The following is a 25357-nucleotide window of genomic DNA, read 5'->3' as shown; positions in this document are numbered from 1 at the left end:
ATAATTTGCATAGCAAATCACTAATCAGACTACCCCACTTTGCGCTCAGTCACTAATGTCAGACTAGCCCATCCTCCTTTGTGATCATAACTGCGAATCATGCGCTGGTGCAGGTTTGGCTCTAGTAGCCAAGAAATAGATAGGCGAAATTGCTGACAAGTAGAGATCGCCACAGGACAAGTTATCGACGCACCATCTGGTAAAAACAAGGTTTGGATTGGCAAAGTATCCTGATCAAAGTTGAGGATTTGGGGGTTATATGGATTAATCCTCGCAATCGAGGTAATCGTCTTTGCTCCCATTGGTGTTTGCATTTGTAAAGACATGATTATGCGATCGCCTTCCTGTTGCCATTCAGTAACTGTTGATATGACTTCTGGTTCTAACCAATCAGCAGCGATCGTAATTGCCTCACCTTCCCATTTGCCAAGCAAATCATTTAGAGTCAAAGCTGGTCGTTCTGGTGTGGTGCTATTGGGTAAATGTTCGCGAATGAAGGTAAGGCGATCAAGTTGACTGGATTTGTCATAGAGCAAAACCACACGCAAACGGCGATCGCCATAAATCAAGCCCAACTCTGCCCCAAATTCTGTATAGGGTGCAAATTGCAATGCTCCCTGCGAAAAAGCACCATTCTCAAAAAAGGTGGTGCTGCGATTGAGGGTACGATATTCCAAAACTAAATCTTGGGGCTGACCGTCATAAAAACGACGCACAACTTGACGGACTGTTTGATTGTCAGACTTAAGTTCCAGACTAGTTTCGCTGGGAATATCTTCTAATATTTCACCCTTTGTTGATAACCGTGTAAATGAACCTTGCCAACAGCCAAGGTTTTGCAGCAAACATTCCCATTGCGATCGCATAGCTTTTATCACAGCACTTTGTACTGAAGTATATCCCAAAGATATAGAACTTACGAAAATGAGCCAAGAGCGTGAGTGCAGGGCTACTATCTTGTTTGGTTCAAAGGAATCTCAATCGTAAACTCTGTACCTTTGCCCACTTCTGAGCTAAAGTACAGCTTACCACCATGATTTTCTGTGATGATCTGATAGGCGATCGATAGCCCTAAACCTGTACCCTTACCCACAGGCTTAGTAGTGAAAAACAAATCAAACAAGCGATTGCGTAACTCGTCGGGAATGCCATTGCCATTATCAGAAATTTTAATGATCAGGCGATCGCCTCTCTGCGTATCCGTGATTTGTGCATCATTAAGAATTTCCGTTTGAATCAAGATTTTAGAGACTTTGCCATCTTTTCTAGTCCACTGCGGTTTCTCATTTATGATCTGCCAAATTCCATTGGCTTGAGCATCTTCTTCAAGGGCATCGATCGCATTGGTCAGTAGATTCATAAACACCTGATTTAGCTGTCCCGCATAGCATTCCACTTCAGGAAGCTTTGCATATTTTTTTTCAATCTGAATCTCAGGACGATACGGTGTAGCCTTAAGGCGGCTTTGCAAAATCATCAAAGTACTATCAATTCCCTCGTGGATATCGACAGATTTACATCCTTCTTCATCACTGCGCGAAAATTTATTTAGTGATTGCACAATCTTTTGTATTCTTTCTGCGCCAATCCGAATTGAACCGACCAACTTCACAAAATCACTAGCGAGAAAATCAATGTCGATTTCTTCTAGCTTTGCCTGTACTGCTTCAACGGGTTCTGGGTAGTAAGCGCGGTACATTTCCACAAGACTTAATAACTCAGATGTATAGGTATCAGCATAGGAGAGATTTCCATAGATGAAATTCACTGGATTGTTAATTTCATGGGCTATGCCTGCTACTAGCTGACCCAAACCCGACATCTTTTCAGCCTGAATCAATTGTGACTGTGTACTTTTTAGCTCTTGCAAAGCCTGTTCGAGCTTTTCGGCTTGCAATCGATATTTTTCTTCGGACGCACGGACTAGAGCCTCAGATGCAAGTCTTTCGGTAATGTCGCGTAAACTCCAAACCCGACCTGCACAACTATCTAAAACATTTTGTGGCTGGGAATAACATTCGAGAGTTCTGCCATCATCTAACTCGACAATCTCAAAGCTATTTTCGTCAGTACTGAGTCCTTTGCCAAAGTTCTGCAAATATTTTGCTGAGCTAATTCGCTTAGCTACATATTGGAGGATATGTGAGTCATCATGGGAACGAAAAATACGATCAGGAATTCGCCATAGATCTACAAATTTTTGATTGCAGATAATAATATTACCGATCGCATCTAGTACCAAAATGCCATCGGCTGTAGCTTCAAGGGTCGCGCCAAGTGCCGCAAAACTTTTGTTGATTTCGGCTTCAGCAGCTTTGCGATCGCGGATATTGGTACAAATATAAGTTGTGCCAATCACTTCACCCGATGGACTTTTGACTGGATTTACTTTTAAGGAAATGGGGATACGCTGTTGATCGTGATCAAGCATTTCCAATTCACTTGTCCAAGTTCCCCCATGCATCACTGCTGAATGGATTACTTTAGCGGCTTGCACATCTGTAAATAGAGGCTGTAAATTGGTCGATTTCTGTAAAGCAGATAAGTTATAAGCAAATAGATCACTAAAGGCAAGATTGATATAAATCGGTTGTCCAGTCCCGTCAGTGATACAAATTGCATCATTGGCACTTTCAATTGCTGTGCCAATTTTGGTAAAAGCATCTTCAAGATACTGACGTTCAGCAATTTCTTCGGCAAGCTGGCTCTTTAGCAGTTTTGTTTGCTGCTCAGCTAGAGCATGGCTAGAGACAATGATTCCACCCGTTGATCCATCATCGGTATACCAAGGTTGAACATCCCACTGAAAATTGTTTGATGTCTCACCCCGAACCGCAATCTCAATTTCTGCCGTGTAATGCATCTGTCCACCGCTTAAGCATCGCTCTAGTCCATGTCTATGGGCGATCGCTCTCGGCAATGATTCGTAGAGACTTGTGCCAACTAACTTTAAGCGAGGGATACCCAGCATTTTGACCCAAGGTTGACTTACCAATATGTAATGGAGATTGCTATCGAACATAGCGATCGGAACAGGACAAAAATCAACGAACCACCGCAGATATTTTTCTGCATGGTTTGCACGGCTTAAAACTGATCCCCACTGGGCTTTTGGGTTGGCTTTTGCCATCCTAACCTTACTTATTTTGACAATTTTAAAACTTAACTCCAAGATTGTAACGGGTTCCAGATTTTTAGAGTGTGTTATCTGAACCATAAACAGTAATTCTTGTCCTAAAAGATTAATTAGATTGCTAAATGATGCACCAAATTTGATTCTGGGTTTGTTTTTGGGCTTGAAAAGCCACATAGAAAAATGATTTGGGGGAGTTCATTCTGAAGGGGTGAACTCTCCCAAATCATTTAGGATTGCTATAGTATGAGCATGTTAAGATCAGCAGTAAGGATCTTTCCATTTACATAAATCATGAGGATAGTCACCTCGGTGCAGCAATATCCGATTTTTGGTTCTGAAATTAAATGCCCTCATTGTCGGCAAGTTATTCCTGCCTTGATTTTGACTGACACTTATCTTTGTCCGCGTCATGGAGCTTTTGAAGTTCAGCCCAATTGCAAAGATTTAGTCCATCTGCAATCCGATCGCCAATGGCGGCTATGGAACGACGAATGGTATCGGCAGCATACTCACCCCGATGGAATTCGGTTTGAAATTCATGAAAGTATTGATCGTCTCTATACCCAAGGCTATCGAGCGATTAAAGTTACTATCGCTCTGCGCTACATGGATTTAGTGAAACCTTATCTTGAAAATACATCTATTATTTCCAATGTTCAAAGCTTGTATGGCTTAACCGTAGAATTTAGCCCTCCAGAGGAGCAAGAACCACGTTGGGGCATTATCAACTTTGAATTAGACAAGGAATTGGGCGTACCCAAGGGTTATCCATATTTTCGTTCTTTTTAGGTGAAGCGCCGCTTCACCTACTCCCTTCCCACCCAAGAATTAGACATTGCGGCGCGAAGCGCCGCAATGTCTAATTCTTGGGTTTAATGTATATTGCTTGAGTGGGAAGGGAGTAAAAGAATGGCTTAAGGGTGTGTGGTGAAACCACACACCCTTAATTATTTACTGAGTCTGTAAGTCTGCCATCCTTGCCAACGCCCAAGCCAACAAGCCCATAATTTTTGTCTTGCCACATTCCCATCTTTAGGTAAAAATCTTAGAGCTTGCAATAACCCAAAGGCTTCTGATGTACCGATCGCGATCGCCCAGATCGCAAACACCAATTTTTGTAAAGGGGACAAATATCCCAATAATGCTACCGTCTCATTATGCACAGCATTAATCGAAGCTTGAGGATTAAAAGAATTGCGCTGATCCTCATCAAAACGCTGTGCAGGAAAGTGATCTACGGCAATTTGCGGATCGTAAATTAATTTCCATCCCTGCTGCCTCAAAGTCAAGGAAAAAACTACCTCAAAATGCACCTGTGCACCTGTTCCGCGCATTCTTTGATCGAAGCGTAAATCCGCGATCGCCTCACGTCGAAAACTCATATTCACGCCCTTCAGAACATCCACTTCGCGTCCTGTGCCGATGCCAATATGATGATTGCCAATCAAGCGCCCAAACCATTGTAATTTACCCACTACAGGCTGAGAGCCATCTTCCAATTTTGTACCGTGATAGACCCAATCACGTCCACCAACTCCACCAACTTGCTTATCAGCTAAATAGTAAGTTTCTATCCTTTCTAGCCAATCAGGATGGGGAGCAGCATCATCATCCGTAAAAGCCACAATATCACCAGTCACTGACTCTAGACCGATATTCATCGCCGCAATTACTCCAGAAGCTATCACTGTCGCTGTATGTAAAGGCAAAGTTGCACGATCAAAAGTTTCTAAGAATTGCCAAGTTTGGCGATCGGTATCACGCACAATTACCCACAGTTCATCGACAGGACGACTTTGTGCTTTGAGAGCAGCTAAGCAGCGGGCTAAGTCTGCTGGACGTTGATAAGTTGGAACAACCACAGAGATCTTCATTGTTTTTTATATCCTTCAATCTCCAATAGCTCATGCATAAAATCCGCAAAGCGATCGCTGATAACATCATAGTCAAAATGTTTCTTCGCGACCTCAGGGGCAATTTTTGCCTTTGCCTCAAGATCTTGCCATGGCAAATTGTCTAACCACCGCGCACAACGAAGATGGAACTCTTTACTTGCAGGATGATATGCAGGTAAAGCCCAACCTGCGGAAGCGGCATAATCATAAAATCCAGGAATAGGACTCATAGCAACAGGTACACCACAGGCTAGATATTCGGGTAATTTCGTAGTTAATCGAAAACTTCCTAACTCATCAAGGGTTTGGGTGACAAAACCAATATTCATCACATTCATCGCCTCCACAACTTCCATTGGGAGCAATCTTCCTGTAAAGATAACCCGCGATCGCAAGGCTTCTGGAACTAAAGACCGAAGACGTTCTTTCGCACTTCCATCTCCTACGATTAAAACTGTAATATCATCACGTTTGACCAGTTTCAAAGCTTCAATCAATTCATAGCCATAGCTGTAGGATTGACGATTATTCCACAACAAACTGCCTACCACGCCACAGACTAAATGATGTTCAGGAATACCAAACTTTTTGCGGAAACTAAGACGTTCAGCAGCAGATTTTGGCTGAAATAGCTCAAAGTCCGCTCCTCCTTCAATGGTAATTGCTCGCTTTGCGCCAAGTTTAATCGCCGCACCTGTCAGATATGGAGTCCACCCCAAAAAAGCCGTGCAATTCTTGTAAAGCGATCGCTCATAGATCTCCATCATATTACCGATCAACAATCCCTTCGTCACCCGAAAAAAACCACCAATTGGGTCACCAGTAGAGATCACATAGGGCTGTTGCCAAGATTTTGCTGCCCTAATCAAATTGATGCCACCCGCAATGCCTGAACCTTCTTGATAGATTAAATCCCATTTAGATGCAGAAATGATTTGCCAAACTTCCTGACTAGCAGCGATCTTACCTACTTTAAGATTCAGATCGTGGTAAGTAACTTCGGCTTGCAATTTCGAGCCAAGGCTTCTTGATCGTCTAGAATCAAGACTCCCCTCGCCGCCAGTATTCAGGCACAAAACTTTTGCAATTTTTGACATGTACTTTGCTCTTACAATTTTCTCTTACAAGATGTTGGTAAAACTTTTTGGGATGATCTCAAGTCATGCTTATCTTATACCAAAGTACAAAATGGCTATGCCATTTTATGCTTTTAAAACCATTGCTAGGCTTTGTTTTTAACTCAAGAAAGTGTAATAACACTTTCTTGAGTTGGTGTTAGACTTTGGCGCTGGCAAAGCTTTCAAATAGATCAAGATAAGTTGTCGCTTTACTTGTCCAGCTATGTTGCTCAGCGATCGCTCTCGCAGCCTGCCCCATTTGCTTCCTCATCTCCAAATTAGTGGCTAGAAAGATCATCGCATTAGTCACAGCCAAAATATCTTCTGAATCAGGCAAAACGATCCCACATTCAGGCGTGATGATTGCGGCAACTCCCGAAACTGCTGTAGTAATTACAGGTAACCCAGATGCCATAGCTTCACTAACCACCATTCCAAATGGCTCATAGCGTGATGGAAACACAAAAAAATCGACATTCTGCATAATTTTGGCAATATCCGAACGATACCCTAAAAAATGCACTCTTTCATTTACACCTAATTGTTTGGCTAGTTCTGGATAGGGACTGTTGTCAATACTTCCAACTACAGCTAAATGTAAACTAGGAACATTAACTAAAGCTTTGAGTACCGTATCTAAATTTTTGCGATTGGTTTTAAATTCACCAACAAATAGGGCTAGACTAACTTTTTCAGGTAGTCCAAACTGCTGACGCGATTGATTGACGGTAATAGCAGGACGAAACTCATCAACATCAACACCGTTAGCAATCACCTGAATCCTCTTTTCAGGAACTCCTATTTCAATTAGTTCTCTTTTGATGGTTTCTGAGACGGCAATCAGGATTTTGGCTTTTTGAAAAGCAAATTTTTCCCAGTAGGCATTTAGAAAGCTATAAGTCCATTGATAAATACCATACAAATTCCTATCCATACGGATAGTGTGAAATGGGGACTTTAACCAAGCACTATGCACAAAATGAACTACATTAACATCAGTTTCTCTAGATGTTACTGCTCCACAAGAAATAACTACATCAAACTCATGTTTGTGTTTCTGTAACCAACGATCGCTATTGCGGGTAAATACAAAACCTCGCATTAGCTCAGTTGGAATCTTTTCTACAGCAAAATAAACACAGCTAACTAGTTTGTTTTGGGCGATCTCATTAGCCACATGCCTAACTACCAGAGTGATTTGATGATTTCTGGCGATCGCTTGATTCACAATTTCATAATTAACTCTTGCTTGACCATCACCTTTTTTTACATTAGAAGTAATAATACATATTTTCATAGGAAAAACTAATTAGTCGGCAGCTTATCCCTAGACTTTATCACCAAAAATTGCTGTAAATGATAATCTCGATAATAATGTATTCCTGCTAAACCTAACCCTAAAAAGCCCCACATCAGCATTCCATGCGCTCCTTTAATGGTTATGCTAGATAGCAGAAATATAAAAGATTTAATCAATATGCCCCGAATAACAGAAATCATTAAATCATCACTCTTATGAGGTTCCATTAACACTAAAAGAGTACCAAAAATGAGGCTTCCCACGTAAGGGATTCCCCCTATCCATCCTAAGTTAACGATTACGATAAGTGCACTATCTCCCTCAAGAGCGCCAAGACCATCACCCAGAAAATTAGTTATAATATTTTCTAAGATAGCTGCATATGTACCCTGCCGAGCTTGACCACTGCCATCATTTTGTAAGTTAGTTAGTGTTTCTAACCGCTTAAAAATTACAGTTGAGAATGGTTCCATATTGATTAATGGAATCAAAATTATTGCCATAATCACCACAGCCGCTACCAAACGAAACTTTTGCTTTGGAGTTAGGGAAGTCAATAAAGATAGCATTGCCAATATCCATCCAATCCAAGCCACTCGTACTAGGGTTAGCAATAGGCTAAATGCAGTAAACCCTGCCGCAGGCATCACTAAAGCACCTTGGCTACAGAGCAATATTAATAGACTTGTTACGATGTAGTCTGCAAAGGGTCCTTGAGAGTTCATAGTACTCCAAATCCTCATTCCAAAAGGAACTGGACTACCACCACTACTAATCATTCCCGAACCAATCATCCATAGCCGATCCCATTCAGGAGCAACCATAAACTGATAGACTCCATATATTCCCATCACTAGTCCTCCCCAGAGGAAAACTCGCTTTATATTCTCAGCATACATGGGATATCTTTGCCAATTAATTGCCATGTGATAACCAAATAGTAAAGGAGTAATCCATTCCAATAGAGAAATGGTTGATGGTAAGAAGCCACGGTAAATCATGCCAATGAAATAGCTGTAAAGAACAGCACTGATTGCCAAAATAAAAATCGAAGAATATTTGTCGCGACTCTTAAATAGTTTGAGATGGATTGTATGGGCACAAATCATACATGCTATAAATGGAGCTAGCATGATGTAGCTACTTTTAGGATCAGTAAATGCACCTATCCTCCAGTCACTAATTCGACGTATAAATGGAGTGACAAAAAATAGCCACCACACAAATCCGTTATAAAGAATAGGATAACGAAAGTACAGTATCCAACCAACGATTAATGCTCCCAATGGAAATAAAATATTAAGGATTCTTGAGCCAAATCCTCCAAGGGCAATCATTAAAACTGTTAAAAAACAAAAAGCTAAGATGCTTATCCATGCACCTGCTGGCTGGAATAGTTGATTGGATATTTTTGTCTGAGGCTGTAATATTTTGGCTTCGGATTGATTCACAAGTCTATTCACTTTCGTTGAGTTAACTTTTTGTTGCTTAGGCTATAGCAAAAAAAGAGCTAGTACAACCCAAAAATCAAGAAGCGAGTTGCGGCGCAAAGCACCGCAACTCATCTTCTGGTGTTATGTCCTAAGCAAAACTTTTGCTATAAGTATAGCTCAGTAGTCAATTGAGGATTAAATGCGCAAGCCCTTAAAAGCGTTGTGAGCTAACGCTTTTAAGGGCTTGCGTTTACATTTACCTAACGGGGGCGACCTAAAGTCGTGATGTATAAAACTGCTTCATCATTAGGAATGCCGAGAACATCATTGACTAGGTCATCAAAGAAGCCTGCGATGCCACTTACGCCCACACCTAAGCCGATCGCGGCGAGATTTAACCTTTGTCCTAAATGTCCTGCGTCCATATGTAAATAGCGATAAACGCGATCGCCATATTTCTCAACAGCTTTTTGGAGATCGGCAGTATGGAAAATTACGGCTCCTGCATCACGCCCAAGCTCTTGTCCTAGACAGAGATAATGTAGTTCATCACGGAAGTTCTTAAAGCGAATTTGACGTAGCTCTTGTGATTTGGGTGCGTAGTAATAACATCCTTCTTCCAATCCCACTACCCCTGTTACGGCTACAAAGGTTTCGATTAAGCTGAGATCGAAATAATCGGGATTACCATCAATGCCTTGATCGGTATAGTTTTGGGGCTGATAAGTAAAATCAAGAATTGCTTTGAGTTCTGCTAGCTCTAACTTCGCTCCACTATATTCACGGGTTGATCGTCGTTGTAAAATGGTATTCTCCAACAGTTCCAAATCATCACCCCAATGAATGCTTTCGGTGATGGTACTGACTTTTGTACAGAATGGGAAGTTGTACTTATCTAGATCTGGTTCAGAATTGTTTGCGGTTTGATCGGATTTTTTGACATCCAACTTTTCCCAAAGTTTCTGCATATTTGGCTTTTCAGTAATCTGGGTAGATTGATGTAGATATTCCAAAAGTTTACCATCGGGAAGTTTTGGGTAACTATGCACAGTTCCTGAAGGTAGTGCTGTCATCACTCCTCTAGAAATATTTAGCGATCGCTGCATTGGTTCTCTTGATTCTTGCCCGCGACCAATGCGCTCTTCGTCTTGTAAATCCAGAATTGGCACGATCGCGATCGCCCCTTCGACCTCTTTATCTAAAAACAACAGTTCATTGATAGACTCATCGGCAAAGCCACCAATTAGTGATGCTTGATAATCCTCAATCGAACTTGCTAGCTCAATATTTCCTAATAAATGCCCAGTATCTAGAAAAATGCGACGATAAGCGCGATCTTGATATCGCCAAGCTGATCGATGAAATACCGCCGTAATCGCGATCGCCATACGGGTATTTTGCAAAGTGGGATGACTAAAACAAGCCTGCTGCAAACCAGACCAAACATGATTGTCTTGCCAAAAATGAATCAAGCTATGAGTACGAACTTGATAGTTATAAATTCCTGCGGATAAAAGAGGTGTCCCTGCTGAAATCAGATATAACTCCGCAGGATATAACCCACCTGCTGAAGGAGCAGCTCTTAGATAAAAAGCATCACCCGTTACGGTTGGGACTCTTGCGGTTAATCCATAGCTGCAAAATAGCAATCGTGATAACCGCCGCCAACGACTTGCCAATAATCCATCGCGATCGGACTGAATTTCTTCAGTTAGAAAAGGCTTGAGATCATAAACCGTGCCAATTTTATAATCTTTATAAGGTGACGGCTGGGTACTCCAGTCTAGTCCTTGACTTTTGCTGGCAAGGGTTGCAGGCGCATACTTCGTACGTTCGTGGTAATGTTCGGCGAAGGAAAGTCTGGCTTCGGGCATAGTTTTGCAACGTGACGTAAATAGGCGGCTAGACTAAAATGTTATATCAATTCGCACGGTCGCTAGCACGAAGTGCCGACGATAGCAGTAATTCTCATTATAAAAATCGATTTCTTTGAAAGCACGCCGTTGGCGTGCTTTCAAAGAAATCGATTTTTGTGTTTCCAGCACCGAAGGTGCTGGAAACACAAAAATCGATTTTATAATCAGAATTGCGGATTTAACTGAAAATTGCGATCGCAATATCCGTGATTTCGCATATGATAGAAAGGTTGTCAAAATTTTTCTAATTAGAAAATTATCGTATTTATTATAGGGATCACGTCATGGCAGTACCCAAGAAGAAAACTTCTAAATCTAAGAGAGACAGCCGTAAAGCTGTATGGAAGCGGAAAGCCGCAGTTCATGCCCAAAGAGCGATTTCCTTAGGTAAGTCCATCCTCTCAGGCAAAAATGATGGTTTTGTCTATCCAATGGCTGAAGAGGCTGAGACTGAAGAGTAATCTTAATAAAAAAGGCGAGCTAAGCTCGCCTTTTTTGATGGTTTGTTTAAGCTGATTGAGCTAGGCTTTCTTTGATACAAGTACCAATCTGAGTATCAATCTTTAAAATATGGCTGACCAACCATTCGCATAATTCATTATAAATTTTGAGCGCAATCTCTTCACTTGCATCACTCTGACGATATTGCTCATGGAGGTTGCCAAAGGTCTCAATAAATTTCTTGTGGGCTTCTTGATTGATTCCAGCCATTGGGCAATTATGTTTTGCTGCACAGGTTTCTTCGTTACCAAAGTGCCATTCTGCGTAAAACTTGAGAAATACTAGCAATTTCTTAATAGCATTTGTACCATTGCCTTTTTCGAGTGCTTCCCCAATTTCGTTAGTCGCCGCAATTAGTTCACGATGCTGGCTGTCGATCATTGGCACACCAGTACTCAAGGAATCAGACCATTCAAATCTTTGCATATAGTTTCTCTCATTGCGTTAGCGCATCACCTTTAATTCTCTTGTAAATAAGTGGAAAATCCTGAAAAAGTAATACAAATTTAACTCCATGATGCAGCTAGCCGCCACATTTGATGACCAATTCCTAATCCGATTAAACAAGGGGCAGTCAATATAGCAATCGCCATCCATAATTTACGACTTTTACTTAGGACATCACCAACAAAAGCGATCACCGTTAATCCTACCCATACAATTATCGCTAAAATCGTCATATCAGGCTTCAATCGAACAAAAAAAACTAAACCACCAATAATTAAAAAACCACTGATTAAGTAGCTCCATTTCATCAGGGCATAATCAGCAAAGGCGGTAATAGTTGGTAATAGACTCAATATGATGAAGCCTGCGATCGCTAAATCACGTCTGGCTGGGATGGTTATCAGTACTGACAGGAAATATCCCATACAGGCATAGCTGATCAGAATGACTTCCAGTAGCCAGAGTAGATAATCAATAATAACTGTAATAGTTGTAGCTAGGATGATGAGACCTACGAGTTCTAAATTCCAAGGAATATTCAGCCATATGGACACTAAATATCCCATGGAAGCATAACTGATCAGAATGATTGCCACCGCCACCCATAACCAGAAAGGTTGAATTTTTTTGAAAGTCAACTTTGGTATTTTCAACTTAAATTTGGGAAAGCCAAGTTTAGGTAAGCCCCATTTAACTTTCCCGAATCTAGGTGCGATTAGACTCTTTAATGTATTGGGTTTTTTCGCATCAAATTTTGACGGATCAGATGTGTTTGGTGATTGCTCCGCCGCAATTCTTTGATTTTCTGCATCATCAGTATCTGCCATAATTTCATACAAATGATAGGGCGCACAAAGCAAGCCCTACTGTCTAAAAGGATGTTTCTGAGGCTACAATCATTGAGCCTACACCACTATTTGTAAAAATTTCAAGCAGTAGTGAATGGGGGACTCGTCCATCAACAATGTGGGCTGCTTTTACGCCTTGAGCCAGCGATCGCACACAGCATTGGACTTTAGGAATCATGCCACCACTGACGACATTTTCATTCATCAGTTCTCTAGCTTTGCTGATCGTCAAACTGCGATAGAGCGTACTGGGATCTTTGTAATTATGGAGAATACCTGCAATGTCGGTGAGGAGAATCAATTTCTCCGCACCCAAGGCGGCGGCAAGTTCACCAGCGACGGTATCCGCATTGATGTTGTAAGATTGACCTGTTTCATCGGTCGCTACGCTGGATACAACGGGAATATGTCCTGCTTCGAGTAGGGTTGAGAGCAGACCGATATTAATGCCACTGACTTCACCCACAAAGCCGATCGCATCATTGCCTTGAGGACGCGCACGGATCAGATTGCCATCCTTACCGCATAGTCCTACGCCAGAGCCACCTGCAAGGTTAATCATTTCTACGATCTGCTTGTTGACGCGACCAACTAGCACCATTTCCACAACTTCCATGGTGGCGGCATCGGTAACCCGCAATCCATTGATAAATTGTGGCTCGATGTTCAGTTTGGTGAGCCATGTATTGATTTCAGGTCCCCCACCATGTACTAAGACTGGGCGCAATCCCATAAATGACATCGTAACGACATCGCGGATCACGTCCTGCCGAAGATTTTCTTCTTTCATTGCCGCGCCACCGTACTTGACGACAATGGTACGCCCCGCGAATTGCTGCATGTAGGGCAAAGCTTCACTTAGAACCTGAACGCGATCGCTGTCTGTTAGCATTTAACGCCTCGACTACTCTTAAAAAAAATACTTTTATAAACCTTACAACCTCAAATACACCAATAGATAAGCGATTTAGGTTGCATATTGTTATTTGATGACTTTTACGATTATCTGTCTTCACAGCAGAGAATAATTAAGGGTGTGTGGCTTAGTCACACACCCTTAATTGTTTAGGCGATCGCCATTTCAAAAGCCTGACAAACCGAGATAATTGAGAACTTAGCTTGTGCTTGAGTATAGGCAGTTTCAACGATCCTCTGAGTGGCAGGGAGATCGCTAAAAATTAGATGCATCGCATCAGCGAGTAATTGCGGATCGTTAGGTGGAATCAGTAAACCTGTAACTCCATTTTCGATAATTTCGCTAGTGCCACCCCCAATGGTCGCGATCGCAGGACGTTTGGATAATTGCGCCTCCACAATGACTCGACCAAAGGGTTCAGGAGCCGTTGAGCAATGGGCGATCGCATCACAAGCTTTCATCAAAGCGGGAATATCTTGTCGAAAACCGAGCCAATGGACACGACCTTTGAGGCTTTCTTGGGCAGCAATATTTTTGAGCTTCTCAGTATATTCTGCTTCCCCAAAGAGTGCATCACCAACTAATAACACATGGACATCGGGGAGTCTACTAGCAGCCTCTAGCAAGATATGTTGTCCTTTCCAATAGGAAAGACGGCTAAACATGCCAATCAAAGGGCGATCGCAGGGAATACCTAATTCTTCACGCAAAGTTGCTTGATTATCATTAATTTGGTCAAATTTTTCACTATCAAATCCGTTATAAACCGTGCGGAGTAATTTACGATTACCTCCTGCGGCAAGAAAAGCTTCTCCTGTGGCTTGAGAGTTGACGATGACTCTAGTGGCAAACCAATTAGCCAACGTGACGGCAATCTTGCGATTTGTGGCGCTAAAAATATCCGCTGTCAAGATATCGTGCAAGTGCCAAACCACAGGCGCACCACCAAATAACCGAGCGATCGCCGCAACCACAAATCCTTTTTGGTTATTGGCATGGATCAAATCAAAATCTTTGCTTTTTTTGGCAACTTGTCTACCCAGTCTCCATAGATCGCCAATAGATTTGAGTGAAGCTAACCCGCTTGATACTTTCACCTCGGCAAGCGATCGCGATGCTTGTAAAACCTCAACCTTTACGCCTAAATCTTCCAGTCGATTTTTTAAGATCCCGTCAGTTAATAGCACTACTTGACTAGTCTCGCGATAAGCATGGGCAAAGTCGAGTAAACAAAGCTCTCCCCCACCTAAGACTGCGGTATAACTAACAAACAAAATTTTTTTGTTCATACTTGTTTAGACGGAACAATAAATTTAAAACAATAATCTATGAATACATTATTGGGTGATTGTATGAAGCGATTGTATGAAGCTGATCGCTTAATTAATAAACTATTCTGCAAATCTTCTTATATTTAGTTATTTTCAGTTGACCGCTTTATCATGGATAAATCTGCATCTCAGTCTACCTCTAAAACCATACTAAATAGAGGATTTCTAGTGACCTTGGGAATTCTCGCAGTAATCGCCGCTATTGCCAGACCCTCAGCACGTTGGGTTAAAGCTCAATATGATACTTATCAGGCTAATAACACTGTTCTAACAGCTAGTGAGAACAAATATAAAGAATTACTCCAGAGCATTGAAGCAAATCAGCCGAATAAATCTGTGAAAACCTTATCAACTAATGGCTCAACAATTTCCGAAAAAATTTTTCAGGCAGCTTTATTACCTGACATTTTAGGTAGAAGTAGTCGTTATGAACCCTATACAAGTAACGGTACGCTTGCTTGTGCCCGTATGGTAAATATGGCGATCAATCGTGCTTTGGGCTATCAGGTGGGACAAAATACTCTTTATGTACCTTCTATGGTCGAAGATCTAGACAAGGGTAAGGGCAAACGTATTGACCAAAATCAAGCTGTACGAGGCGATATAGCCATTTCCAATGGTACAGACTATGAAAAGGGACTTTGGCATATAGGCATTTGTATGAATGATGGTTGCAGCTTGGTGCTGTCCAACTCTCCTTTCAAATCAGAATTTTCTTGGCTAACAAACTCAAATTTTGACGGAGCTTTTGATCAATTTCCAGGTAAAACTACTTTTTATCGAATTGTCCAGAAAGCTGTAAAAGATTAGTTTAGTGTCAATATAATCATAGGCAAATCAGCCAGTAGAATTAAAGTTGTCGCCAGTCTTGTTAGGACATAAACCCCGAAGGCGAGTTGCGGAGCGAAGCTCCGCAACTCGCCTTCGGGGTTTTGATTAGTCCTAGTACAAATGGCGACAGCTATACTACTGATAGAAGTTTAGCCTTATCTGATAAATTTGGCATAATCTTCCAGCCATTCTGATTTAGGATTTAACTCAAATTTCGTCACTTCTATCATTGCTAATAGCAATGATTTTTGTTTCATCGCCTTTTTACGGTAGATAGTTCCTTCCTGCTGTTTGTTCACATAATTATCCCAAGAAACATCTGTTAATACCGATACACCGATATTAGTAATCATTTGCTGTCTCATTTGTAAATGCTTATGAAACAGTTCCTCTAGACTTAGAGTAGGATAATAAATACGCACACTTCTAGGTTTACGCCAGAAACCGTAAGCAATACTAGCTGTAATATTTACCTCCTGATTAATACTACTTAATATCCAGTCTTGCTCTAGGCTACTCGTGATCGAGGTGTTTCTAGCAAATAGACCTCTTGCAGAACTGAAAATTAATCCAGAGCAGAGAAAGTTTTAGAAGCAACAAGAGCGACTTCAAAGTTATAAATGGCAGCAATCAAATTACAACGCAAACCAAAACGACGACGACGATTACGATAAGGTAAAGAGAGAATCTTAAAAATCTTCAAGCGACGATTAACATGCTCAATCGCAATACGTTGACGTGCAAGTTGGCGATTACAACGCTTATCTTCCTTGGATAATGAGCCATTTTGAGGCTTTTTGATAGGAATTTGCGAGTTAGGATGCAACTTTTGTAAGCCTTGATAACCCTTGTCTGCCAAACCTTGTGTCTGTGCGTGAAAATGAACTCCACTTGCCTTGAATAATGAGAAATCATGCTGCTTGCCCTTACCGTAAGCGGTACAAACTATCTTGAAATTAGTCAGATCGACCACCAATTGGGCTTTGAGGGCATGATGCTTTTTCTTACCGCTATAAAAATGTTTCTGGTGATATTTAGGGCGCTCAACCTTTGTCTCAGTTACATCAATGGCAATTATGGCTGGAGCCTTCTCCTGCCACAATGACTTTTTTCCTGCTAACCGAAACTTTTTCGATTTAATTAAGACATTTTCTACTTTTTTGACGATGCGGCAAATCGTCGATTCTGACACTTCCCAGTCGCTAGCAATATGAAAATAGGTGCGATATTCACGCCAATACTGCAAAGTAACCAATATTTGGTCTTCTAGACTTAGCTTTGGTTCTACACCACCTTGTCCTTTGCTTTGGGCTGCTTGTTGCATTAGCTCCGTCATTTGCGCAAATGTTTCTCTTCTTACCCCAAATAACCGTTTAAATTCTGTCGCTGATAGATTTTGACTGGCTTCGTATTTCATCGCTTAATTTGAGATCTGATAAAAAGCTTATAAATCTAACATGTTTTTGGTTCTGCAAGAGGTCTAATGATTCTCCAGTCGCTTTAAAAACTTCGTTTACTTCTGCATAACAATAATTGACTGGATGAGCAAAACATCTCGCAAAACCTGGAGATTGTGGGATTTTATAATCCATAATCTGTACAAATCCGAGAAGCTTTAATTGATCAGTTTGATTTTGAAACCAATTAAAATTTAAGAGTGGATAATCTTCAATAGTAGTAGTTTCATAATTAAATAGATCGGGTTGGGTTCTGATTAGCTTTTCCTTAATATCAGACAGTAACCATATGAAACAAACAAACAGAAAAAGAGCAATTATACTAGCTATTTTCCATCCATAAAAGTGAAAAGCAATAGCAATAGTCAAGGCAGAAGAAAGAGCATATCCTCTCATTTGCGACCAAAAATTCTGGGTTCCATCACTTAACTTCATGTTGTTTTCTATTATTTGCTAATATTTACAGTAAATCAGTCAGATGATTTTGGTGTATCAGTATTTAGCAACCCAATGAAATCTTCAAAATCAAGGTTTTTATTAGTGGCAAATCCTGATTTCAAAATTTCATTTCTGGCTGTTCTAGCTTTTAGATCTTTGGGTTTAAAGTCTAGCCAACGGGTATAGCCATCGATCGCCTCAAACCAATATCCTGCTTCAGCATAAATCTTGGCGCGATCGCGAATAGTCAAGGCACGCACCAAGGATTTTTGGAGATTATCATCAGGGGGCGTATAAACAATCCAGCCGCTTGCTGTAACTTCCTTGGCACGTTTATCCTGCACAGTAATTTGCCAACGATAGGTTTTAGAGGGTTGCAAAGAAGCAGCGATCGGTAATTTGAAGCTCGATAAACCGCTAGACATTTTTAGATCAGTTTGAAAAATCGTAATCGATTTATCTTCCTTTGATGTCGTGAGGCTAAACTTCCCTATAAAAGTATTTTTCGCGTTTACTTTAGATGAATTATTTTCGAGGTTATCAATTTCTGATGAAGAAGCTTGAGCATTTTGATCGTGTAAATGCCAATAAAGCGTAGGTTGTGAAACCGCAGTTCTTGCGCCATCTTCAGGTGTAATCAAGATAAGTAAAGGTAGTTGCTGCTCTCTCAATAGTTGCTGTTGACTATCGATGGGGGCAGATGAAGCGCCACCTCTCGTTGTGGGGGGATTGATAGGGACTGATCTCATAGTGCCGAAGTCTGGATTAAAAAGGCGTGTTCCGCCCCCTGTGCTTGCAGTTTTCGGTAAACCCAATCCATAATTAGTGCGGTTAAATTGTGCTACTAGCCAAGTTTGGGCGATCGCATCTAATCGTAATAAATCGCTAGGTACTGCCAAACTCGACAAAGAACAGATCAGAATTGTAAAAGCACTACTGAGATAAGTACGAAAAGACAACTTGTTAGTTATAGCTGTTAAATAATTACTTTGGGGAAGAGGTACTTTACATCTCATAAATTTCGGAGCCATGCGCGTAAAATGGCTATTAAGTATTTGCTAAGTATTAGCAGTCATAGCATATGAGCACCACTTTATCTAAATCAACTCATATTCAGCTAGAGCAAAAGTTACTATTGCCAAGGATCTACAGTTGGCAAGAATTTGAGGTGTTAGAAAATCTGTTAGCCACAGGCGGCTTTCGCATTACTTATCTTGATGGCTGGATTGAACTGATGACTGTTGGTGAACCCCACGAATTGATTAAGAAATCTCTAGCAATTTTGTTAGAAGCCTATTTCATTATTCAAGGAATTGAGTTTATACCTGTGGGCAGTGCAACTCGTCGCGGTGAAGAAAAGGGGACATCCTTTGAGCCTGATGAGTCTTATTATTTGGGTGAGAAGAAAGCTAATCCTGATCTAGCGATCGAGGTGATTTTGACTAGCGGCAGTTTGGAAAAGCTAGAGAAATATCGTCGCTTTGAGATTCCTGAGGTCTGGCTTTGGGAAAATAATCAACTGCAAGTGTATGCTTTCATTTCTTCGGAATACCATCTTGTCCCCCGTAGCCAACTTTTACCTGATCTCGATATTGATCTGTTAGTAAGTTGTGTGCAGATGCCATCAAGATTAGAAGCAATGAGAGCTTTTCGCAATGGACTGCATCATGAGTGATGAAGATATTGGTGTATTTGTAGCGATCGCTTGATTAGAGAATAAATGTTTAAGTTTGCTCACAGACTTGCTAGCTTAGCAATTTATACAGGGCTATTCTAGGATTCGTCAGCACAATATCGCCCACCACATCACCCGTCAATACATGAGGTATTAAAGATATTTGCTGAGAGATTTTCTTAGCCAAATTTATCTCCTAGAAATTACATGAAATTTGATTTCGATCCAGTTAAAGCAACTTCTAACCTACAAAAGCATGGTGTATCCTTTGAAGAAGGGATGACTGTGTTTAGCGATCCTTTAGCATTGACAATTAACGATCCTGTCCATTCAGAGCGAGAGTTTCGTTTTTTGACTATTGGCATGAGCGATCGCTATCGACTTGTTGTTGTATCCCATACAGAGAGAGATGGACAAGTTCGATTAATTAGTGTGCGATTAGCAACTCGCCAAGAGAGGAAAGAATATGAATCCTGAAACTCAAATAGACAATGATGAAATGCTTCCTGAATATGATTTCTCAGGAGGTGTTCGAGGTAAATATTACGAGGCATACAAACAAGCTCAAAATATTCCTCAAAACACCATTGTTCTCGATCCAGATGTCGCAAGTGTATTTCGCGATTCTGCCTCTGTTAATGAAGCTCTGCGAATGTTGCTGAAGATCGCTAGTTCTATGAAAACAATTCCAATTAACCAAGATCCACCTCTTGTAAATTCTTAGTGGAAAATCCCGATCGCACATCATAATTACCTTCTCACTGAGCAACACCAGCGAAGATAACTGTGATAGGTCAAAACTTCCACATTTAGTTCATCAGCAAGTCTCTTAGAAATTGCTAAACAGCGATCGCTTTATCTCTCATCTAAACATTCAGCGATCGCATTCAACTCAGCGATCGCACGCACTAGCCGATCGCGCAAAGCATCGTCAAGTTTGGGATTTTGCAATGCTACCTCTTGGATGGCGGCTAACCATTGTGCGATCGGGACATGGCTAACGGCGGCGCGTAGTCCCATATTGGTGAGTATGGCAAGGTAAAAGCCTTTGAAATCCTCTGGGTCGCCGTAGTCATAGAAGCCATCCATTAGCTCTAGTTTTTCAGGGGTGTATTCGAGGTATTGATCGAGGGTGATTGGGGTGCGATCGCGTTGGGGTTGAGGTTGGTGGTGGAGGAGGCATAGTGGTTTTAATTACTACTCTTCTTTAAAAATTTGAAGAAAATCAATCAACTAAAGGTATATCAATCGCTTTTAGATGAGATAATTCCTAATTCCTTTAATGCTTCAATAATATTAAATAAGGCTTCATCTAACTCATTAATATTGGATTTATGTTCGTATAAATATGCAATTATGTTGCCTGTATTAATAAAAACTCTTTTAGCATTCTCATATCGGTATACAGCAAACTTCCAATCAACAGCAACATCTATATCAGATCTGCCACATACATTTTGCAATTCCAGCGATGGGTGTACTGCTTTATCTCTTAACTTAATAATCTCGCTAATACATTCTTTAAAATTGTTGAATATATCGGGCTTTAGCTTATAAGCTCTCTTTATAATCTCAACAATTTGCTTGGCTCTTGCTGTTTTGTTTTTCTTCCAACTTTCAATTTCTTCAGGCGTAATTTTGGCATAAGGACGTAATGTGTCATAAAGCGCATCTAAAGCAATACCACAAGCTACAATTACCTGCATAGATGGAGCAAGTTCACCCATCAATAATTGTTTTTGAAAATCAGCATCTTCACTCCATTTTTCTAGTATTGCTTCAGATGCTATTCTAGATTGCCTCAAGTTGTCATGAGCAATTTTCATCCAAATAGGAATAACATTATATGAAGTTGACAGAATACAATGTGAGCTAAATTCTCCATTATCACTTATCCCAATGCTCAGATCACCAGCCAAGATAGAAACCTTCATTCCCTTAAATATTAATACTCCACCTGACCCACTTGACATTGATACCTCATTGTTTTGGATTTCTATATGAACTATATCAGATATTTTTTAGCTTTTATATAACAAAAAAGTCTTTAACAATGGACTGCAATCATCGATCGCCATACAAGAATGATGGAGATATTGCTATATTTATAGCGATCGCTTGATTAGAGAATAAATGTTTAAGTTTGCTCATAAACTTGCTGGCTTAGCAATTTATACAGGGCTGTGTCTAGGAATCGCTAGCACCATATCACCCACCACTTCACCCGTATTTGCTGAAGATAGCAGCCTTGGTATTGTCATGCGGCGCGGACATTTGCGGGTGGGCATCGATGCAGCGATCGGTGGTCCCTACATGTTTTGGAATGCCAAGACCCAGTTTTATGATGGGTTTGAGCTAGAAATTATCCAAGAAATTGCCGCAAGACTAAATATTGAGCCACGTCCCATTAATATCCCTTGGGCAAACCAACCTGAAAATTTAGCTTCGCGACAGGTCGATATCCTGCTCAGTGCAAGGGAAGAAGGAGCCTTAGAAACAGGCGACACCAAAGGTAAATTTATTGAAACTGCGCCTTACTATCGTAGTACTCAACGTTTGCTAATCAGAGCCGATGGGACACAAATCAAATCCTTGCGCGATATGATCGGCAAGCGCGTTGGGGTTGTCGCAAATAGTGGAGGCGCAGCGATCGCCGAAACCTATAATAAAAACAGAGGCAACGCCATTCGCCTTTTTTCATCACGGGATCTTGATCGTATGGTGATCCAATTACGCGATCGCCAACTTGATGCGATGATCCTTGATGAACCCGTGGCTGTATGGCAAGTACGCAACAATCCCAACTTTATAATTGTTGGGGAACCGTTAATTCCAATCCGCCTTGTGGCGATCGTCAACAAAGATGATATCTCGCTCAAAAAAGCCGTCGATAAGGCTTTAACAGAGATGCGTCAAGAGGGTAAACTCGAACAGATACTTAAGAGGTGGAACCTGTGGGAAAGCCAGAAAACTTTAAAATCAACAAAGGTCTTGCCAGTTACGGTATTAGCGATCATTACGCCATACTCGGTTTACCAATGACCACTGATGCCGCGCAAATTCGCAAAAAATTTCTCAAGCTTGCAAAGATTTTGCATCCTGACGTGTTTGGTCGAACTCCCGAAGAGAAAGAGACAGCTACCAAATATTTCTCAAAGATGGTTAGTCCAGCATATCAATTGCTAAATAGCGATCGCGAACGTGGTGAATATCTAGCAACTTTGAGAATGTTTGCCCAAAACAAAAAACAAAAGGAAGAATTACCGACTCTCAGCTCTGAAATTGCTCAAAAACTGTATCGGATTCCCCATGAAATTACCTACAAGCAGTATGTCGAGCAAATTGCACCAAAGCAGTATGAAACTCTCGACTCAATCTTAGAATATACCGCTACTCTCAGTGAGTTAAATCTCGTATATTTACTTACCCAAACCAGTCTTACCTTTACTTCGGGTAGTAGCGCGGCATCGGCATCTGAGTTTCAGCCTAACAATGCAACTGCTAGCGCTGAGGCAACGCCTGCGGCTAAACCTGCCCAGTCACCTGCGCTGCGTAATCTAAATATGGCTGAGCTATTTATCAGTAAGAAGCAATGGACTGATGCACTCAAAGAACTGCTCAGCGCTGAAAAAATCGATCCCAATAATGCCAAGGTCTATGCACTCAAAGGCTTAGTGCAGATGAACCAAAATGCAGCGGCGATCGCTAAGGCTAGCTTCCAAAAAGCACTTAAACTCGATCCTAAAGAACCTACAGCTCTGAAATACATCAATCAGGTAAGTGCTGCAACTAAACCACCAGAAAAGCCCCCAGAAAAAAAAGGTGGGCTGTTTGGTTGGGGTAAAAAGTAGTCCCTAGCATTTCTCGCTAAGACTGGATTTCCGCAGACTCAAGACATGGCGAGGCAATTATCTTGGATTTCCGCAGACTAAAATACTACCGTCATCACTCCCTGATTCTAGTTACTAGTGGCGATCGCCAGATTCTATCGGCAATCGCTGAAGTTTTAACAACCGATAAATATAATTTCATTACAGAAACCAGTGGTGAAAGAGCATGGGAAATAATCCAACAAAAGAAACCCGCAGTGGTTATCGCTGATTGGACAATTCCAGATGTATCAGGACTAGCTCTTTGTCATCGTTGCAAGGCAAGTCTTGAGCATCCCGAATTAGTAGCAACCTACTTTATGTTGATTGTGAAAGCTAGTAATTCTCAGCAACGCCAAATAGCGCTAGAGACGGGAGTAGATGAATTTCTCACTAGTCCTATAGATAGTGCTGAACTCAAAACAAGACTGCGGACAGGGCTGCGTCTTACTGCTTTGATGCAGTCCCTAACTTGGACAAATCAGCGATTACTATCCCAAAATGAATTACTAGATGCACTTAGCTTGTCTGATCCTTTAACTAGGGTTTTAAGTGAGCAAGCTTTTGATCGAGTAATGCCAAATATCATGCAGCAATTCAGTGAATTTGGTACTTACAAAAGCTTTGGCTTTCTGAGTGTGCTGTTCATTGAGATTGACCATTTCCAGCCTATCGTTAATGATTATGGCGCGAGTATTGGAGATGAAACAATTAAGGCGATCGCTGGGCGATTGAGTCATGCTTGTGCTGCTAATAGCTTGATTTACCGCAATGGATCAGCTTCATTTGCTTGTGTTACGCCCCATCATGACACTGATAGTTGTATCCAACTATCTCTCAATTTGCTTACCAGTATTCGGAAGCATCCGATCGCGGTTTCTTCAGGATTATTATTTCCATTAACAATTAGTATTGGCGGGGTAGTAGCAGCTTTAGAAAATCAGCATCAACAGTTCAAGAGCATTAGTTTTAGCAATCTAGTTGACCTCGCTCAGCATTCTTTGCTCCATGCACAAAAATCTGGTGGAGATCGAGACTACATTGAAATATCTGGCTAGTTATTTTATGCGTAGAACCAAATTTCAGTTTTTTACTGCATCTCTACTCACATTCTTGAGCGTTCAGGTGATCGAGTTGGGTTTTAGCGATTACAAAAGCGATCGCCAACTCAATACGTCTCTATTTAAAGATCAACAAGCCTACGCAAAAAGTAGCGCTGGTCGCAGTAGTGGTGGTTCTTTTACCCGTTCATCCCCTTCTAGTTCTAGTAGTTCCAGATCATCAACCCCTTCTAAATCATCAACTCCTTCTAGCCCATCTCCCACAAAAACATCTAGCCCTTCTAGCGATCGCGACTCATTATCTCGCCCTAGCCAACCATCATCAAATAGCCACTCAACTATAGTTGCTCCCGTAATTATCAACAATTCATCGAATAACTCACCATCAAATCCTTACCAAACTACAACTTCAGCATCTTCGAGTGGTGTGCCTTGGTATGTTTGGGCGATTATCTTACTGGCGGGTGGGATGGTTGTCTACTTTATTATTTGGTCGTTCATCATACTCTCTAAACAGAGTGGGGCAGGGAACGATTTGGAGAATGATACATTTACCGTTAGCAAGCTACAAGTTGCGCTTTTGGCTCAGGCACGTGAGGTGCAAACCAGATTAACTGAGTTAACTCTTGAAGTTGATACAGACACGCCAGAAGGGTTAATGACGTTGATGCAAGAGTCTGCGCTTGCTTTAATGCGTACCCCAGAAAATTGGACACATGTTTCTGCCAGTTCGCAACCAGCCCATCGCGATCAAGCTGAAGAAGTTTTTAACAAACTTTCATTAGAAGAGCGCACTAAGTTTAGCGAAGAAACCTTGGTTAATGTCAGTGGTAGAGTTACCCAGCGCTCAACGGCGATCGCCTCTCCAGATAAAGATCCATCTGCTTATATTGTGGTAACTCTATTGATAGGTACTGAACATGATCAACCTCTGTTTGGTGAAATCAGAAATATCCAAGAATTACGCCAAGCATTAGAGGCGATCGCTTCGATTCCAGCTAGTCATTTGTTAGTGTTTGAATTGCTATGGAGTCCTCAAGCCGATACTGATAGCCTCACCTACGATGAACTGCTGACGGAATATAGCAACATGATTCAGATTTAGGGAATCCAATAATAGAAGAGCGGCGCTTCGCGCCGCTCTTCTATTATTGGGGCTTGATAGGTTTTTATATAATGGGGCAA

Annotated in this window: 27 protein-coding genes; 10 read left to right on the top strand and 17 right to left on the bottom strand. The window is 41.2% G+C overall.

All coding sequences use genetic code 11. The annotated features are described in order from the left end of the window. Positions 1-29: 29 nt before the first annotated feature. Both ABM313_RS06585 and ABM313_RS06580 read right to left on the bottom strand, forming a co-directional pair. The gene (locus tag ABM313_RS06585) at positions 30-878 is read right to left on the bottom strand and encodes a DUF3598 family protein (RefSeq protein WP_434686869.1); all 849 of its coding nucleotides are present in this window, start codon (positions 876-878) and stop codon (positions 30-32) included. Positions 879-952: 74 nt separating this feature from the next. Further along, positions 953-3130 carry an ATP-binding protein gene (locus tag ABM313_RS06580; protein WP_434686868.1) on the bottom strand — a complete coding sequence of 726 codons (2178 nt, stop codon included), beginning with the start codon at positions 3128-3130 and terminating at the stop codon, positions 953-955. A 297-nt stretch (positions 3131-3427) separates the two neighbouring features. Between ABM313_RS06580 and ABM313_RS06575 the strand changes: the two genes are divergently transcribed. After that, on the top strand, positions 3428-3925 hold the full coding sequence (locus tag ABM313_RS06575) for a TIGR02652 family protein (protein WP_190575547.1): 498 nt from the start codon (positions 3428-3430) through the stop codon (positions 3923-3925). 158 nt (positions 3926-4083) lie between these two features. Here ABM313_RS06575 and ABM313_RS06570 read toward each other — a convergent pair whose 3' ends face one another. From ABM313_RS06570 to ABM313_RS06550, 5 genes are all read right to left on the bottom strand, one after another. After that, on the bottom strand, positions 4084-5010 hold the full coding sequence (locus ABM313_RS06570; RefSeq protein ID WP_434686867.1) for a glycosyltransferase family 2 protein: 927 nt from the start codon (positions 5008-5010) through the stop codon (positions 4084-4086). Next, positions 5007-6128 carry a glycosyltransferase gene (locus ABM313_RS06565; RefSeq protein WP_434686866.1) on the bottom strand — a complete coding sequence of 374 codons (1122 nt, stop codon included), beginning with the start codon at positions 6126-6128 and terminating at the stop codon, positions 5007-5009. Before ABM313_RS06565 ends, ABM313_RS06570 begins: the two co-directional genes overlap by 4 nt. Before the next feature lie 178 nt (positions 6129-6306). Beyond that, positions 6307-7446, bottom strand: coding sequence for a glycosyltransferase family 4 protein (locus ABM313_RS06560; protein ID WP_434686865.1), 1140 nt, complete (start codon positions 7444-7446; stop codon positions 6307-6309). A gap of 8 nt (positions 7447-7454) precedes the next feature. Continuing rightward, a complete protein-coding gene (locus tag ABM313_RS06555) occupies positions 7455-8900 on the bottom strand; it encodes an O-antigen ligase domain-containing protein (protein ID WP_434686864.1) in 1446 nt (481 codons plus the stop codon). Positions 8901-9142: 242 nt separating this feature from the next. Next, positions 9143-10756, bottom strand: coding sequence for a SagB/ThcOx family dehydrogenase (locus tag ABM313_RS06550; RefSeq protein WP_434686863.1), 1614 nt, complete (start codon positions 10754-10756; stop codon positions 9143-9145). A 326-nt stretch (positions 10757-11082) separates the two neighbouring features. On the opposite strand from ABM313_RS06550, the gene rpmF reads away from it, so the two are divergent. After that, positions 11083-11259 carry a 50S ribosomal protein L32 gene (gene rpmF / locus ABM313_RS06545; protein ID WP_094528850.1) on the top strand — a complete coding sequence of 59 codons (177 nt, stop codon included), beginning with the start codon at positions 11083-11085 and terminating at the stop codon, positions 11257-11259. A 46-nt stretch (positions 11260-11305) separates the two neighbouring features. Here the strand turns inward: rpmF and ABM313_RS06540 are convergent, their stop codons facing one another. The 4 genes from ABM313_RS06540 to ABM313_RS06525 form a co-directional block, all read right to left on the bottom strand. Next, positions 11306-11725: a bacteriohemerythrin gene (locus ABM313_RS06540; RefSeq protein WP_434686862.1), complete on the bottom strand. Its 420-nt coding sequence runs from the start codon at positions 11723-11725 to the stop codon at positions 11306-11308. An 80-nt stretch (positions 11726-11805) separates the two neighbouring features. Continuing rightward, the gene (locus ABM313_RS06535) at positions 11806-12573 is read right to left on the bottom strand and encodes a hypothetical protein (RefSeq protein ID WP_434686861.1); all 768 of its coding nucleotides are present in this window, start codon (positions 12571-12573) and stop codon (positions 11806-11808) included. A gap of 43 nt (positions 12574-12616) precedes the next feature. Continuing rightward, entirely contained in the window at positions 12617-13486 is an 870-nt protein-coding gene (argB, locus tag ABM313_RS06530; protein WP_434686860.1) for an acetylglutamate kinase, read from the bottom strand. Positions 13487-13659: 173 nt separating this feature from the next. Beyond that, a complete protein-coding gene (locus ABM313_RS06525; RefSeq protein ID WP_434686859.1) occupies positions 13660-14799 on the bottom strand; it encodes a glycosyltransferase family 4 protein in 1140 nt (379 codons plus the stop codon). 153 nt (positions 14800-14952) lie between these two features. Here ABM313_RS06525 and ABM313_RS06520 point away from each other — a divergent pair, with 153 nt between their 5' ends. Next, positions 14953-15651 carry a hypothetical protein gene (locus ABM313_RS06520; RefSeq protein WP_434686858.1) on the top strand — a complete coding sequence of 233 codons (699 nt, stop codon included), beginning with the start codon at positions 14953-14955 and terminating at the stop codon, positions 15649-15651. A gap of 176 nt (positions 15652-15827) precedes the next feature. On the opposite strand, the gene ABM313_RS06515 is transcribed toward ABM313_RS06520, so the two are convergent. The 4 genes from ABM313_RS06515 to ABM313_RS06500 form a co-directional block, all read right to left on the bottom strand. Beyond that, positions 15828-16025 carry a hypothetical protein gene (locus tag ABM313_RS06515; RefSeq protein ID WP_434686857.1) on the bottom strand — a complete coding sequence of 66 codons (198 nt, stop codon included), beginning with the start codon at positions 16023-16025 and terminating at the stop codon, positions 15828-15830. A gap of 212 nt (positions 16026-16237) precedes the next feature. Next, positions 16238-17089 carry an IS5 family transposase gene (locus tag ABM313_RS06510; RefSeq protein WP_434684046.1) on the bottom strand — a complete coding sequence of 284 codons (852 nt, stop codon included), beginning with the start codon at positions 17087-17089 and terminating at the stop codon, positions 16238-16240. Continuing rightward, entirely contained in the window at positions 17046-17564 is a 519-nt protein-coding gene (locus ABM313_RS06505) for a hypothetical protein (RefSeq protein WP_434686856.1), read from the bottom strand. The genes ABM313_RS06510 and ABM313_RS06505 overlap by 44 nt, the downstream gene beginning before the upstream one ends. A gap of 35 nt (positions 17565-17599) precedes the next feature. Next, positions 17600-18583: a DUF928 domain-containing protein gene (locus ABM313_RS06500; RefSeq protein WP_434686855.1), complete on the bottom strand. Its 984-nt coding sequence runs from the start codon at positions 18581-18583 to the stop codon at positions 17600-17602. A gap of 65 nt (positions 18584-18648) precedes the next feature. On the opposite strand from ABM313_RS06500, the gene ABM313_RS06495 reads away from it, so the two are divergent. From ABM313_RS06495 to ABM313_RS06485, 3 genes are all read left to right on the top strand, one after another. After that, positions 18649-19242, top strand: coding sequence for a Uma2 family endonuclease (locus ABM313_RS06495; protein ID WP_434686854.1), 594 nt, complete (start codon positions 18649-18651; stop codon positions 19240-19242). 207 nt (positions 19243-19449) lie between these two features. Then, positions 19450-19719: a BrnT family toxin gene (locus tag ABM313_RS06490; RefSeq protein ID WP_434686853.1), complete on the top strand. Its 270-nt coding sequence runs from the start codon at positions 19450-19452 to the stop codon at positions 19717-19719. Then, on the top strand, positions 19709-19966 hold the full coding sequence (locus tag ABM313_RS06485; RefSeq protein WP_434686852.1) for a hypothetical protein: 258 nt from the start codon (positions 19709-19711) through the stop codon (positions 19964-19966). Before ABM313_RS06490 ends, ABM313_RS06485 begins: the two co-directional genes overlap by 11 nt. Positions 19967-20097: 131 nt before the next feature. On the opposite strand, the gene ABM313_RS06480 is transcribed toward ABM313_RS06485, so the two are convergent. Together ABM313_RS06480 and ABM313_RS06475 are read right to left on the bottom strand one after the other, a co-directional pair. Then, positions 20098-20331 carry a hypothetical protein gene (locus tag ABM313_RS06480; RefSeq protein WP_434686851.1) on the bottom strand — a complete coding sequence of 78 codons (234 nt, stop codon included), beginning with the start codon at positions 20329-20331 and terminating at the stop codon, positions 20098-20100. Positions 20332-20486: 155 nt separating this feature from the next. Continuing rightward, positions 20487-21215, bottom strand: coding sequence for a hypothetical protein (locus ABM313_RS06475; RefSeq protein WP_434686850.1), 729 nt, complete (start codon positions 21213-21215; stop codon positions 20487-20489). Between the two features lie 160 nt (positions 21216-21375). Here ABM313_RS06475 and ABM313_RS06470 point away from each other — a divergent pair, with 160 nt between their 5' ends. The 4 genes from ABM313_RS06470 (at position 21376) to ABM313_RS06455 (ending at position 25277) form a co-directional block, all read left to right on the top strand. Then, complete coding sequence (locus tag ABM313_RS06470) at positions 21376-22284, top strand: substrate-binding periplasmic protein (RefSeq protein WP_434686849.1); 909 nt, start codon at positions 21376-21378, stop codon at positions 22282-22284. Beyond that, complete coding sequence (locus tag ABM313_RS06465) at positions 22197-23093, top strand: DnaJ domain-containing protein (RefSeq protein WP_434686848.1); 897 nt, start codon at positions 22197-22199, stop codon at positions 23091-23093. Before ABM313_RS06470 ends, ABM313_RS06465 begins: the two co-directional genes overlap by 88 nt. 62 nt (positions 23094-23155) lie before the next feature. Further along, positions 23156-24169, top strand: coding sequence for a GGDEF domain-containing response regulator (locus ABM313_RS06460; RefSeq protein WP_434686847.1), 1014 nt, complete (start codon positions 23156-23158; stop codon positions 24167-24169). 7 nt (positions 24170-24176) lie between these two features. After that, positions 24177-25277: a DUF1517 domain-containing protein gene (locus ABM313_RS06455; RefSeq protein WP_434686846.1), complete on the top strand. Its 1101-nt coding sequence runs from the start codon at positions 24177-24179 to the stop codon at positions 25275-25277. The last annotated feature ends 80 nt before the right edge of the window (positions 25278-25357 follow it).

This window comes from Pseudanabaena minima str. Chao 2107, assembly GCF_051131155.1.
Lineage (GTDB): Bacteria > Cyanobacteriota > Cyanobacteriia > Pseudanabaenales > Pseudanabaenaceae > Pseudanabaena > Pseudanabaena minima.
Note: the sequence above shows the minus strand (reverse complement) of the source record. Positions and strands in the feature narration are given on the sequence as shown.

What these genes read in the sequence shown, in the direction of transcription:
- ABM313_RS06580 (WP_434686868.1), bottom strand. Translation starts at nt 3,130, where the DNA reads ATGGCAAAAGCCAACCCAAAAGCCCAGTGGGGATCAGTTTTAAGCCGT.
- ABM313_RS06575 (WP_190575547.1), top strand. Translation starts at nt 3,428, where the DNA reads ATGAGGATAGTCACCTCGGTGCAGCAATATCCGATTTTTGGTTCTGAA.
- ABM313_RS06570 (WP_434686867.1), bottom strand. Translation starts at nt 5,010, where the DNA reads ATGAAGATCTCTGTGGTTGTTCCAACTTATCAACGTCCAGCAGACTTA.
- ABM313_RS06565 (WP_434686866.1), bottom strand. Translation starts at nt 6,128, where the DNA reads ATGTCAAAAATTGCAAAAGTTTTGTGCCTGAATACTGGCGGCGAGGGG.
- ABM313_RS06560 (WP_434686865.1), bottom strand. Translation starts at nt 7,446, where the DNA reads ATGAAAATATGTATTATTACTTCTAATGTAAAAAAAGGTGATGGTCAA.
- ABM313_RS06550 (WP_434686863.1), bottom strand. Translation starts at nt 10,756, where the DNA reads ATGCCCGAAGCCAGACTTTCCTTCGCCGAACATTACCACGAACGTACG.
- rpmF (WP_094528850.1), top strand. Translation starts at nt 11,083, where the DNA reads ATGGCAGTACCCAAGAAGAAAACTTCTAAATCTAAGAGAGACAGCCGT.
- ABM313_RS06540 (WP_434686862.1), bottom strand. Translation starts at nt 11,725, where the DNA reads ATGCAAAGATTTGAATGGTCTGATTCCTTGAGTACTGGTGTGCCAATG.
- ABM313_RS06535 (WP_434686861.1), bottom strand. Translation starts at nt 12,573, where the DNA reads ATGGCAGATACTGATGATGCAGAAAATCAAAGAATTGCGGCGGAGCAA.
- argB (WP_434686860.1), bottom strand. Translation starts at nt 13,486, where the DNA reads ATGCTAACAGACAGCGATCGCGTTCAGGTTCTAAGTGAAGCTTTGCCC.
- ABM313_RS06525 (WP_434686859.1), bottom strand. Translation starts at nt 14,799, where the DNA reads ATGAACAAAAAAATTTTGTTTGTTAGTTATACCGCAGTCTTAGGTGGG.
- ABM313_RS06520 (WP_434686858.1), top strand. Translation starts at nt 14,953, where the DNA reads ATGGATAAATCTGCATCTCAGTCTACCTCTAAAACCATACTAAATAGA.
- ABM313_RS06515 (WP_434686857.1), bottom strand. Translation starts at nt 16,025, where the DNA reads ATGATTACTAATATCGGTGTATCGGTATTAACAGATGTTTCTTGGGAT.
- ABM313_RS06510 (WP_434684046.1), bottom strand. Translation starts at nt 17,089, where the DNA reads ATGAAATACGAAGCCAGTCAAAATCTATCAGCGACAGAATTTAAACGG.
- ABM313_RS06505 (WP_434686856.1), bottom strand. Translation starts at nt 17,564, where the DNA reads ATGAAGTTAAGTGATGGAACCCAGAATTTTTGGTCGCAAATGAGAGGA.
- ABM313_RS06500 (WP_434686855.1), bottom strand. Translation starts at nt 18,583, where the DNA reads ATGAGATGTAAAGTACCTCTTCCCCAAAGTAATTATTTAACAGCTATA.
- ABM313_RS06495 (WP_434686854.1), top strand. Translation starts at nt 18,649, where the DNA reads ATGAGCACCACTTTATCTAAATCAACTCATATTCAGCTAGAGCAAAAG.
- ABM313_RS06490 (WP_434686853.1), top strand. Translation starts at nt 19,450, where the DNA reads ATGAAATTTGATTTCGATCCAGTTAAAGCAACTTCTAACCTACAAAAG.
- ABM313_RS06485 (WP_434686852.1), top strand. Translation starts at nt 19,709, where the DNA reads ATGAATCCTGAAACTCAAATAGACAATGATGAAATGCTTCCTGAATAT.
- ABM313_RS06480 (WP_434686851.1), bottom strand. Translation starts at nt 20,331, where the DNA reads ATGGATGGCTTCTATGACTACGGCGACCCAGAGGATTTCAAAGGCTTT.
- ABM313_RS06475 (WP_434686850.1), bottom strand. Translation starts at nt 21,215, where the DNA reads ATGTCAAGTGGGTCAGGTGGAGTATTAATATTTAAGGGAATGAAGGTT.
- ABM313_RS06470 (WP_434686849.1), top strand. Translation starts at nt 21,376, where the DNA reads ATGTTTAAGTTTGCTCATAAACTTGCTGGCTTAGCAATTTATACAGGG.
- ABM313_RS06455 (WP_434686846.1), top strand. Translation starts at nt 24,177, where the DNA reads ATGCGTAGAACCAAATTTCAGTTTTTTACTGCATCTCTACTCACATTC.